7 protein-coding genes and 1 tRNA gene are annotated in these 12,261 nt (G+C 35.1%); 5 read left to right on the forward strand and 3 right to left on the reverse strand.

The features are described from left to right. Positions 1 to 118: 118 nt before the first annotated feature. Complete coding sequence (locus ERX46_RS01925) at positions 119 to 3,712, forward strand: GEVED domain-containing protein (protein WP_130092144.1); 3,594 nt, start codon at positions 119 to 121, stop codon at positions 3,710 to 3,712. Between the two features lie 390 nt (positions 3,713 to 4,102). Here ERX46_RS01925 and ERX46_RS01930 read toward each other — a convergent pair. The 3 genes from ERX46_RS01930 to ERX46_RS01940 all read right to left on the reverse strand — a co-directional run bounded on the left by ERX46_RS01930 (position 4,103) and on the right by ERX46_RS01940 (position 6,729). Further along, positions 4,103 to 4,184: transfer RNA gene (locus tag ERX46_RS01930), tRNA-Leu, on the reverse strand. 188 nt (positions 4,185 to 4,372) lie between these two features. Then, the gene (locus ERX46_RS01935; protein WP_130092145.1) at positions 4,373 to 4,999 is read right to left on the reverse strand and encodes a porin family protein; all 627 of its coding nucleotides are present in this window, start codon (positions 4,997 to 4,999) and stop codon (positions 4,373 to 4,375) included. Between the two features lie 308 nt (positions 5,000 to 5,307). After that, positions 5,308 to 6,729 (reverse strand): SDR family oxidoreductase, encoded by a 1,422-nt coding sequence (locus ERX46_RS01940; protein WP_130092146.1) that lies wholly within the window; start codon positions 6,727 to 6,729, stop codon positions 5,308 to 5,310. 659 nt (positions 6,730 to 7,388) lie between these two features. On the opposite strand from ERX46_RS01940, the gene ERX46_RS01945 reads away from it, so the two are divergent. The 4 genes from ERX46_RS01945 (at position 7,389) to ERX46_RS01960 (ending at position 12,179) form a co-directional block, all read left to right on the forward strand. Then, positions 7,389 to 7,814: a MarR family winged helix-turn-helix transcriptional regulator gene (locus ERX46_RS01945; protein WP_130092147.1), complete on the forward strand. Its 426-nt coding sequence runs from the start codon at positions 7,389 to 7,391 to the stop codon at positions 7,812 to 7,814. A 77-nt stretch (positions 7,815 to 7,891) separates the two neighbouring features. Next, positions 7,892 to 9,205 carry a TolC family protein gene (locus ERX46_RS01950; RefSeq protein WP_130092148.1) on the forward strand — a complete coding sequence of 438 codons (1,314 nt, stop codon included), beginning with the start codon at positions 7,892 to 7,894 and terminating at the stop codon, positions 9,203 to 9,205. A gap of 204 nt (positions 9,206 to 9,409) precedes the next feature. Then, positions 9,410 to 10,546: an HlyD family secretion protein gene (locus ERX46_RS01955; RefSeq protein ID WP_130092149.1), complete on the forward strand. Its 1,137-nt coding sequence runs from the start codon at positions 9,410 to 9,412 to the stop codon at positions 10,544 to 10,546. A gap of 70 nt (positions 10,547 to 10,616) precedes the next feature. After that, entirely contained in the window at positions 10,617 to 12,179 is a 1,563-nt protein-coding gene (locus ERX46_RS01960) for an MFS transporter (protein WP_130092150.1), read from the forward strand. The last annotated feature ends 82 nt before the right edge of the window (positions 12,180 to 12,261 follow it).

Consider the following 12,261-nt stretch of genomic DNA (forward strand, 5'->3'; position numbering starts at 1 on the left):
CACTGTTTACTAAATGTTCATTATCAGTGGGTTGTATTGAAAAAAAGCTTCCTGTAATTTTGTTGAGTAAACTGATTTAATTATTTTTATGGAATAATTAATTCAAAAAAACACTTTTATGAACAAATTTTACAAAAAGCTTAGGAATCTTGGGCTGGCTTTCTTGGTCGCCGGTTCCTTTGCCAATTATACTTCCGCACAATTTGGTTGTGCCACTGGAGTTGCAATAACAAATGGATATACAGCAACAGCAATAACAACTCCAGGGACAGGAGGTGTTGAAGATTGGAATATTAATCCTCCTGGATCTATTATTCCGGGATATTGGTGGGATGACGATGTGTATATGTTTGAGTATACTGCAGGAGCAACAGCAGAGGAAATTACAATGACTATTTTCACAAGAAAAACGTATACAGGTATAGGTGTTTTCTCAACTTGTACTGGAACACAATTTTCAAATCAACTGGATGCGGTAGGCGACTTTGCTGCGAATGCTCCAAAAACAGTAAGTGCAATTATTTCTCCAGCTCAAACAGTTTATATAGCTGTTGGTCAATGGGGAACTCCAAACGATTTGGATTTTGATGTAACTAATTTTTCTGTTACAACAATAACTTGTCCAGATCCAACAAATTTACTTTCTTCAGCAATTACTTCTGGAGGAGCAACAGTTGATTGGACAGAAAATGGTACAGCAACCACATGGAATATTGAATGGGGTCTAGCTGGATATACACCAGGGTCAATGGCAGCAATTGGTTCTGACATGGGGAATACAAGTCAAACATCAGTCATTACAGGATTGAATCCGGCAACTACTTATGATGTATATGTGCAGTCAGATTGTGGTGGTGGAGATTTAAGTGCTTGGGTAGGTCCTTTGACATTTTTCACAACTTGTCTTGCGGAAACTACACCTTGGTTTTATGACGTAGAAGCGTCTATAAATACGACTAGTTCACAAATTGGAAACTGTTGGTCATCATCACCTAACAATACAACTTCTGCTTACCGTTGGGATGTTGGCGGTTCAACTAGTTCAACTGCTACTGGGCCAAATAGTGCATATAGTGGAAGTAAATTCTTTTATACAGAAGCTTCTTCAGGTGTGAATGGTGCTACAGCGTATTTATACACTCCACTTATTGACTTGTCAGGTTTAACAGTTCCTCAATTAGGATTCTATTATCATATGTATGGTTCAGATATAAATGTACTAAATGTTCAAGTTTCAACAGATAATGGAGTGACCTGGACAACTGAAGGAACAATTACAGGACAACAACAAATTTCTGGTAATGATCCTTGGATAGAAGAATTAGTTCTATTAAATAGTTATTCTGGAATTATCTCGCTTAGGTTTGAAGGAATTAGAGGTGGTAGTTTTAATGGTGATATTTCACTTGATGATATCTCTGTTAAGGAAGCACCTACTTGTATTAAGCCATCTAATTTAGCTGTAACTAATGTTACCTCTACTTCGGTTGATTTATCTTGGACTGAAAACAATGGATCTTCGTTATGGAACCTTGAGTACGGTGTTGCTGGTTTTTCGCAAGGCGCTGGTACACAAGCGAATGCAATCACTACGAATCCTTATGCAATTACAATCACACCAAATACAGCTTATGAATTTTATATTCAAACTGATTGTGGAGGTGGAGACTTAAGTGAATGGGCTGGTCCTTTTGCATTCTCTAATGTGTATTGTTTGCCTGTTTATACAAGCACGTCAGAATATTTACCATTAATCGAAACAGTTGGTGCTATTGCAGATGTTTCTCATACAGCATCTGCCTTCCCTGCACCAAATGGATATACAGATGAAACAGCTCAAATCTTAGAAGTTTATGAAACGCTTACTTTCGATTTGAATTCTGCTTACAACCCATCAAATTATTCTTATGTAGTTAGAATGTGGGTTGATTTTAATAACGATTTTGTTTTTGATCACGCTACTGAATTAATCTCTTCTGCTTCAGGTGGACCAGGTTCTTTTACGCAACAAGTTACAATTCCTGCTGGAACACCAGTTGGAACGTACAGAGTTAGGGTGCGTGGTGAATATTCTGCTTCTGCAGATCCATTTCCATGTAGTAGTGAAACATGGGGTTCAGCAGCTGATTTCACAATGAGTGTAATTACACCTCCAACATGTCTTCCAGTAATGGATATTGATACAGTAAGTGTTTCTACAACTTCTATTGAATTAAGCTGGACTGAATTAAATACAGCTACTTCTTGGACTATCGAATACGGTCTTGCTGGATTTACGCAAGGAAACGGAATGTTTGCTACTGCAAATACAAATCTTGGATTTACAATTTCAGGATTAAATCCAAGTGCTCAATACGATTTCTACATTCAAGCTGATTGTGGTGGTGGTGACTTAGCAGCATGGAGAGGTCCATTCTCAATGTATACTGATTGTGGTATTGCTGTAGCTCCCTTTTATGAAGGATTTAGTAATGCTGTTCAACCACAATGTTGGGAGAATTTATCTTCAAATACAAGTACTAGTGTAAATAATTTCTGGAAATTTAATGGTCAAGCTGGTTATGCTGCGGCTAATAATGGTAGAACACCAGGTACATTTGCATGGGTAGATGGAGACTTTCCTTATGGTGATAGTGTAATATTGATTTCTCCGCAAATTGATATTTCACAATTAGCAACTCCATATTTATCTTTTGAGTGGTTCAGTAACAATACGAATACCCCTGGAGATAATGTTCCTTTAATTATTGAAGTAAATGATGGAACGTCTTGGACGTTATTGGATACTTTGAGAGGAGATAGTCCAAACTGGGAATTTGTAAATTATGATTTAAGCGCTTTCACAGGTAATGTTATTCAAGTGCGTTTTATGGTTAACAAATCAGTTACTACAGGTTTATCTTATTACAATGATATTTTATTGGATGAGTTTAGAGTTGCCGACTGTATCAGTCTTGGTGGACAAGATGGAATGTTTGATGTGTGTCGTTTAGACAGTACTGTAAATCTTGAAGCAAACATTATTGTGAAGCCAAATGGTGGAGGTATGTGGTCTTTCCCAGGTCAACCTGCTTATGTAGTGGATGACACAGTGTTTAACGTTCAATTCTTACCAGCTGGTGCTTATGAAGTTTATTATGTAGAAAGGTACGTATGTTATGATACTACTACTGCAACAATAAACGTGTTTGGACCATCTTCTGCTGGAATTGACGGAACGATTAATGTGTGTAAAAATGAGCCAGTAAACCTTTATGGTGTGTTAGGTGGAAATGTTGATATAGGAGGAGTTTGGTATGATTTCACCAATTCAGCACTTCCAAACTCACAACCAAAAGCAGAACCGATTCCTGGACAGTACAATTATACTTATGTTGTAACAAATGGCGTTTGTCCTGCTGATACATCAATAGTAGAAGTTGGTGTTCTAGATTCATGTGATTTCTTAGCAATAGGTGCGGAGTTATTTACTGATATTTCAGTATATCCAAATCCAACTATGAATATCTTGAATATCGTAAATCCATCAAATACTTCTTCTTTGAAATTAGAAATGTTTGATATGAACGGTAGACTAGTATTGGTTGAAAATAAAGCATTATCAAATGCTACTGAAGCTACGATAGCAATTGATCACCTTGAAAAAGGAATCTACACGCTACGTGTTTACAATGATAATGGTCAAAAGACCTTTAAAATTGTTAAGCAGTAATAGCTTTTAAAATACTTTTATGAAAAGCGTTTCTCTTCGGGGAAACGCTTTTTTTTGTGGGTTAGACAATAGTGTTCCTATTGAATTCGAGAAATCTTTCGGCTTTTTTGTAGGCTATTAATTTTTGAGGATCAAACATGAGATTTGGATTTAGTGTGGTCATGCTATCGAAGACACAAAAAAAATAGATCAAAGTAATAACGAATGCTTTTGTTTTTCTGGATTCCCCTTAATTTGAGTGAGAAAGAGTGACAGAAATGAAGAGTAAAGAGCTTAGTTTTTCCGTTTTCGGAGACTAGAAAATTTAGAATAAAATTAGAAGAGAAGGGTGTAAAAGAAAAAAGCAGAGTAGAAATTTTGCTTTCGCTCTGTTTCTCACTCTGCTTTTTGTACCCGGGGCGGGAATCGAACCCGCACTCCCGAAAGAACTGGATTTTGAATCCAGCGCGTCTACCAATTCCGCCACCCGGGCATATATTCGGATTGCAAATTTAAGTAAATTAATTTCAAAGACAACAAAATAAAATTGTTTTTGATTTTTATTTCGTAATCATTCTATAAATCAGGATATACCTAATAAAAAAACGGGAAATCTTTCGAAATCCCGTTTTAATATCTATTTGAATCTAACAATTATTAGTTGTTAGCATATTTACAATCCTAGAAGAATCTATATCCAATAGTCAACTGTCCCCATGTGTTCTTGTATCTTGGAGTATCAGAAGTTCCGTCACCTTTATTGTTCTGGAAGTCGAATCCAACACGTCCACCTACAGTTACGTGGTTGAAGTTTAAATTAACTCCTCCAACAAAACCTAAAATGTTTTTACGGATATTGTCGTTTTCGAATTGCTGTTCTTGATCGATTCCGATACCAGCATCGAATTCATTTCTTTCACTCAATAAGTAAGCGAATTGTGGCCCAGCAACGATTGAGAAGAACTCAGATGGTTTTAAAGCTACCAAAATTGGAACTTCTAAAAATGTAGTAGTTTTCTTATAGCTGTAACCTGCACCCAAGAAGCTTCCACTACCTTTAAATCCTTTTTGAGTTATAAGTACTTCAGGATGAATTCCTAAGTAAGTTCCAATTGGAATATCTATTCCTGCTCCAACTGTATAACCTAATCGCATGTTTGCATCGAACTCTTCTCCTTCAGAATCATAAACATTGGATGCAGTAGCTCCACCTTTAACTACAAATTTAAATTCTTCTCTGGCATCTTGTGCGAAAGAAAATAAAGCTGCTGTTGTAAAAAGGGTAGTTAATAGTATTACTTTTTTCATAATGTAAATTTTAAATAATTGTTAGTATTGTTGTCTGAAGTTTATTCCTTGAATTCCTTTTCGACAACTGAAATAAAGGTAGGTCAATTAAATATTATTTGTTAATCCTATTAACAGTAATTATCTTAAATAATCAAAAAACTGACTTTAATCACTAAAATTCGATGATTTATGGCGTTTTTCTTTAAATATTGTTGTTTTTTACGAAAAAAAGAAAAAATGAAGTTTCTATAAAACAATGTGGTTTTTTGATAAATAAATCAATAATTGACATGAAGTGGATAAGTGATTTGGGTATAAAAAAGCATTTATTTCCCATTGGTTAAACCTCTCAACATACCTTTAAAAATTAATCCATGAAAAGGCAAAACAGCATACCAATATAATCTTCCCGCTAAACCTAAAGGACGAAAAGTAGCTGTTTGTTTTAATTTCCCATCCACAATTTTAAACTCTAACCAAGCTTCTCCCGGAAGTTTCATTTCAGCAATAAGCAAAAGTCTACCTTCTTCTTTGTTTGCGTAAATCACACGCCAAAAATCTAATGCATCACCAACATCAATTGAATCCGTATTTGTTCTCCCACGTCTCAGGCCAACACCACCGACCAATTTATCCATAAAGCCACGAGTTTTCCACAGAAAATCTCCAAAATACCAGCCATTTTCTCCTCCAATACTCCAAACTTTTTCAATGCATTTTTCTCGGTCTTTATATTCCATTTCTCTTTCGTCTCTAAAACAACCATAAGTTGGAACTTGAATAAAGTCAGATATATGTCCTTTTAAACCGCTACTTGCATAAGCATCTTTCCAGCTTGAAACTATTTCATTACTTTCAATTTTCGCAAATGCTTTATTTAATGCTTCAATATATGTTATTGGTTCAATATCTAAAATTTCATCTATTTCATGATCTCTACAAACAACTTCGATTTTCATACTATTGACAAGCGCTGAAGCCAAACGAAAAGAAGTTGATGTTACAAAATACAACCAATAACTCGATAGTTTTGGTGTCATGATAGGAACCGTATGAATTGTTCTTTTTAACCCACGCACTTTTGCAAAATCCAAAAGCATTTCTTTATAGGTTAGAATGTCTGGACCTCCAATGTCAAAATTACGGTTGTATGTTTCTTCCTTGAATAAAGTTTCGGATAAGAATTTTAAAACGTCGGATATCCCTATCGGTTGACAACGGGTGTTCAACCATTTTGGCGTAATCATATAAGGCAATTTCTCCACCAAGTCACGGATGATTTCAAATGAAGCGCTTCCAGATCCGATAATTATTCCAGCACGTAAAGTGGTATTGTTATATTTTCCTTTGTCTAATTCAAGTTCTACAGCTTTTCTTGATGAAAGATGTTTCGATAATTCGTCCTCGTTTATAATTCCACTTAGATATACAACATGTTGAACGCTGGTTTTGTCCATGGCTTCACGGAAATTCGCCGCAGAATCTTGTTCTAATTTTGCATAATCCGCAGAAGCAGACATAGAGTGAACTAAATAATAAGCACCATCGATGTCTTTTGGGATATTCTCCAAACTTGCTTTATCTAAAAGATCAACCTCGATGACCTCGATTTTTTCAAGCAAAGATTTAGGTGGATTGAACCTGGCTTTATCGCGCACAGAGCAAACAACAAGATGACCTTGTTCCACTAAAAGAGGAAGTAGCCTTTTACCAATATAACCTGTTGCACCTGTAAGTAGAATTTTCATAATGTAATAATAACAAAGTTATTTGGGATATTGTTTTAGGAGGAATAAATATAGTTTCTTAGACTGGTTTTGGAATGAATTTCATTTCTCTAGACCGAATCTGGTTTTTAAATTGGTTTTCCTGATAAAATCGGTATTACATAATTGGCAACCACCTTTGACTCGTTTGATTTAATAAATTGAAAATACTTTTATTGGGTTATCGAGATAGGTCATTGATGGAAGCACATCTTTGTTTCGCCACAGACCCTTAGCCCAAAGAGTGGGTGACCTGTTAATAAAAAACGCATTACGTTTTAAAAAAAAGCCACAGAGAGTGGTTACGCGTTATGCATAAATCGCCAGCATTCTTTTGGACCAGGGTGTAGAATACTCACATGTCGCCACGCTGTGGCTTTATCCCATCGCCGTGTAGCTAAAGCTACTAACGTTTCAACACTCTGTGGCGTTTAAATTGTTAAAGCATGCTTTTAAAATAAATACTATTACTGGAGATTTTTAGTCGGTGACGATAAGTTTTCTATTAATAAATTATGGAATTTTAGATAACGACTTATCTTAGTAACACAACAAATTAAAATAAATTAACTCTTTTTCAATATTAGTTTGATATCTAACTAATGTTTATTTAACTTTGCAGCAGATTAAAGAATAATGAGATGCAAAATATTAAAAGCTTACTAGAGAATATTCAAGCCTTAAGTGTAAATGTAAGACATTATATGCACAAGCAAATCGCTATTTTGGATTTAGATATTACTTATGAAATGGTGAAAGTTCTATTTCTTCTGAACGATAACGAATCAATGAATCAGCAGCAAATAGCAGATCTTAGCTTGAAAAACAAAGCGAGTTTAACTTCTTTAATCGACAATATGCAGAAAAGAGATTTAGTGAATAGAACTGAAGATTCTGCAGACAGAAGAAATAAAATTATCACATTAACAAGCAACGGTAAGGAGACTTTGAAAACGGTAAGACCGGTACTTAAAAAACTTTTCGAAGATTTGTACCAAGATATTTCAAGCGAAGAAATCGAAATAATGAACAAAGCAATGCTTAAAATGAGTAAAGTAATAGAGTAGTGTTTTTTTATATTAATAGTTAGAAATCTAACTGTTAATAGTCAAACGGATTTTAAAAGAATAAAATAAATAAACAAATGAGAAATATAAAATGGTTCATATTAACAATGTGCATAGCAGGTTTCGGAATTTCTGGAAATGCACAGGAACCAATCGAGAGAGAGTTGAAATTGAGTGAAGCGATCCAATTAGGATTAGAGAATCACCAATTGTTAAAAATAGCGCAATCGAAAGTAGCGTTGTATGAACAACAAACCAGTGTAGTAAAACAACAAAGATTACCAATGGCAACACTTTCAGCAAATGCTTTTTATTTGGGTGATGCGCGAATTTATAATACTGATTTATCTCACGTTCAAACCGTAGATATGCCAAACTTTGGAAACACCTATGGAGTTCAAGCTTCACAATTATTATACAAAGGAGGTGTGATCAAAAAGTCTATTGAAATGTCGGAGCTACAAACGCAAATTGCCACGCTAGATTTAAGACAAAATGAGCAAGATATTAAATTCTTGATTACTTCAAATTACTTGGACATTTATAAGATCCTAAATCAAATTCAGGTATTGGAGCAAAACAAAGCCTTGTCTGAAGATCGATTAGAAAATATAAATGATTTGTACGCACAAGAAATGGTGACAAGAAATGAAGTGATTAGAGCTGAATTATTAATCAAAAATTTAGAACAATCCATTCTTACAATGAAAAATAATCATGCGGTTATTAGTAATCAAATGAGTTATGCGCTGGGATTACCGAAAGAGGTTTTAATTATTCCAACTGAAAAAGTAGAAGAGAAGCTGGTTTCAAATTTAGATTATTATATCGATTTAGCACATGGACAAAATCCAATTTTGAAAAGCGCCAAAATGAATATCGCAGTAGCTGACAAGAACATTAGTTTAACAAAAACAGATTGGTTTCCGGCACTGGCAGCTTTTGGTGGCTACAATATGCAGAGACCTTTAACGACAAGTATTCCAGTTTTAGATTTATACAACAATACGTATCAAGCAGGAATCAGCTTGACTTATAACCTTGATAATTTGTACAAAACGAAGAGAAAAATTCAATTAGGAGAAATACAAAAAGAAGTAACCCAAGAAGCTTTTACTTATGTTAACCAAAATATTGAAATAGGAGTTAACGCTGCTTTTGTGAAATACAAAGAATCCATTTTGCAAGCTGAATTGATGGAAGAATCAAAAATGTTGGCAACAGAAAACTACAATATTATTGAATCGAAATATTTGAATCAATTGGCAATTACTGCAGAAATGACAGATGCAACAAATGCAAAATTAGAAGCGGATTTACAATATGCGAATGCTTCGTTAAATGTGCTTTTCCAATATTACAATCTGTTAAAAAGTACTGGAACACTTTAGTTTTTGTCTATAAAGTCCGCTGGCTGCGTTCCACTCACTTTTTAAAACAGTTCCTTCGACGGGCTCAGGACATCGCATTGACATTTGTCAACTCCCTGATTTTAAAAAATGAGCGCGCCTAATCAGCAAACTCTCTAGTTCAAAAACTTACTTCGATGATGAAGATTTAAAAATAGAATAATCAACAGTATAACATTAAATAAAATGGCTCAAAAAGAAAATATAAAAAACGAAAACGAACTCTCTGTATCTGAAAAAGATTTAGCGATGGAGTGTGCGAATGAAAAGATTCAAGCGAAGAAAAAGAAAACCAGAGCGAAAACATTATTCGCAAACATCATGGTTTTTGTAATTATCGCAGGTGGATTTTTCTGGTTGGTGAGGGGTTATTTCCATATAGGTGATAAAAACTTCACGAATGCAGCGCAAGTGGAGGAGTTTATAAATCCGCTAAATTCAAGAGTATCGGCTTATATTCAAGAAATTCGTTTTATCGAACATGATCATGTTCAAAAAGGAGATACTTTAATCATTTTGGACAACAGAGAAATATTGACTCAAGTGGCACAAGCTGAAGCTGCTTATGAAAATGCTTTAGCAGCAAAAGGAGTGACTTCTTCTACTGTAAATACTGTTTCGAATAGTGTAAATGTAACTTCATCAAATATTGCCGGAGCAAAAGCAAGAATGGAAAATGCACAAAAGAATTTAGACCGATATGAAAACTTGGTGGAATCTCAAGCGGTGACACGTTTTCAATATGACCAAGTGAAAACAGAGTTTGATATGGCACAAGCTGGATATAATTCTCTGATTAGTCAAAAGGAATCTGCTGGACTTTCTGTAACTGAAGTGAAAGGTCGTTTATCATTGAATGATGCTGAAATTCAAAGAGCAAAAGCAGCTTTAGATATGGCGAATTTGAATCTTTCCTATACAATAATTACCGCGCCTTATGATGGGATTATGGGGAGAAGAACGATTCAAGAAGGTCAGTTATTACAGCAACCAGGAATGCCAGTTGGGTCAATTATTAAGAAAGATAATAAATGGGTTACAGCGAATTTCTTAGAAACGCAAATGCCAAATATTGAAGTAGGTCAGAAAATGAAAATGACAGCTGATGCAATTGGTGATAATGAATTTGAAGGTGTCGTGACTGCAATTTCTGGAGCAACAGGTTCTCGTTATTCAATGGTTCCAACAGACAATAGTTCAGGAAACTTTGTGAAAGTTCAACAACGTATTCCAGTGAGAATAGAGTTTACAGAAGATAACGATGTTTCTTTATTGGACAAATTGAAAGCGGGAATGAACTTGAACGTTTATTTAAAACTATAGGAAACAAAATGATAATAGCCTGTTGAATCTCGGTGGGTTGAACAGAATAAAAAACACTTAATAAAACAATATGTACAATCAAGGATTATTTAAAAGTTGGGTTCCGAAATTAGGAATGCTTTTATTGATCTTACTATTGTTGGTCGTCATTTTGCTCGCGAATCCTGTTTATACGGGAAACATAGGTCAGATGGTCAGCAGTACAGGATTAATGTCCGAACATTTTTTGTGGGCAAATTACGCAGGAACAATCGGAATGTCGGTGGCAATTCCATTAGTCATGCGATTAAAGTCACGCTTTCGTTCTAAAGAATTGATGATAGCATCTTTATTAATTATGGCACTCGGGACTTTTGTTATTGCAACAACGCAAGTCGCAGAGGTTGTTATTGCTGCAGGGTTTTTATTCGGAGCAGCAAAAATGGTGGCCATGATTGAAGTAATTATCCCAACAATGTTCATCATTAGTCCAACAGGAGACCGCGGTAAATTTTACCCAATTTTCTATCCACTTGTTATTATTTTAGCACAATTGGGTGGGATATTGGCATCGAATTTATCCTTAGTCATGACATGGCAAATGATTCATATATATTCTGCAGGAATTCTAATGCTGGTGGCAATGCTTTGCGTTATTGTAATGCATAATCAACGTTTTGCTAGAAAAATGCCATTCTACCAAATTGATTGGTTAAGTATTGGACTATTCACGACTTCATTGATGAGTTTGGCTTATGTTTTAACTTTCGGAAAGCAACAAGCATGGTTTGTTTCAGATAAAATTTCTTACTCTTTAGTTCTTTCTGTTTTAACAATGGGATGGTTGGTTTTTCGCCAAAGTGGAAAGAAACGCCCTTACATTTCATTCAAATTATTTAGACAAGGAAATGTTCAAGCAGGAATGATTTTATTAACAGCATTAGGAATGTTTATGGCTGCTGGATCGGTAGTATCAATTTACACGAATGCCGTTCTAGGTTACAACTGGATGATTAACGCCTCACTTGGATTAATGTCAATTCCCGGAATGATAGTCGGTGGATTTGTAGCTTTTGCATGGATGAAACATAAGTTACCTCTTAAAATGTACATTTTCTCAGGTTTCGGAGCGTATATTCTTTATTTAGTTGTGTTGTATTTCATGATGGTTCCAGGCTTAAATATTGAGAGCTTTTATTTGCCTCAGTTATTGAACGGTTATGGAATGAGCACACTATTTATCTCTGTTTGGATTTTCACTTTAGACAAAATTCCAATGAAAGATATGCTGCCATCCGTTGGGTTGGTAATGGTGTTCAGAAGTTTTGTTGCAACAGCTTTGTTTGGTGCAATCTTCAGTTGGTTGCACTACAAATTACAATGGCAAAGTGTAAATAACCTAGCAGTATATTTTGATGCTAATTTAATGAGCAGTAATCCTGGTTTAGGAAATTACAGAGGTGTTCAATTGAGCGCAATTTTAGCAGCCAATAAAACATTGTTGGGTTATATAATTATCACAGGAATTGGTGTGTTAGGTTTCATACTGTTCCACCAGTTCGGTTCTTTGAAATATAAAGTAGCACGATATAATTTTCACCGTTCGGAAAGGATTATTAAAAAAGAAAAGAAAAAGGTTTTGGAAATTCGGTAATGGATTTTAATGTGGTGGCGCAATGCCATGTGGTGGTGCAATGCCATGTGGAGGCGCAATGCATTGCGCCTCTACATGGCAT

Source organism: Brumimicrobium glaciale, assembly GCF_004152935.1.
In the GTDB taxonomy this organism is placed as follows: Bacteria; Bacteroidota; Bacteroidia; order Flavobacteriales_D; family Crocinitomicaceae; genus Brumimicrobium; species Brumimicrobium glaciale.

What these genes read in the sequence shown, in the direction of transcription:
- ERX46_RS01925 (WP_130092144.1), top strand. Translation starts at nt 119, where the DNA reads ATGAACAAATTTTACAAAAAGCTTAGGAATCTTGGGCTGGCTTTCTTG.
- ERX46_RS01935 (WP_130092145.1), bottom strand. Translation starts at nt 4,999, where the DNA reads ATGAAAAAAGTAATACTATTAACTACCCTTTTTACAACAGCAGCTTTA.
- ERX46_RS01940 (WP_130092146.1), bottom strand. Translation starts at nt 6,729, where the DNA reads ATGAAAATTCTACTTACAGGTGCAACAGGTTATATTGGTAAAAGGCTA.
- ERX46_RS01945 (WP_130092147.1), top strand. Translation starts at nt 7,389, where the DNA reads ATGCAAAATATTAAAAGCTTACTAGAGAATATTCAAGCCTTAAGTGTA.
- ERX46_RS01950 (WP_130092148.1), top strand. Translation starts at nt 7,892, where the DNA reads ATGAGAAATATAAAATGGTTCATATTAACAATGTGCATAGCAGGTTTC.
- ERX46_RS01955 (WP_130092149.1), top strand. Translation starts at nt 9,410, where the DNA reads ATGGCTCAAAAAGAAAATATAAAAAACGAAAACGAACTCTCTGTATCT.
- ERX46_RS01960 (WP_130092150.1), top strand. Translation starts at nt 10,617, where the DNA reads ATGTACAATCAAGGATTATTTAAAAGTTGGGTTCCGAAATTAGGAATG.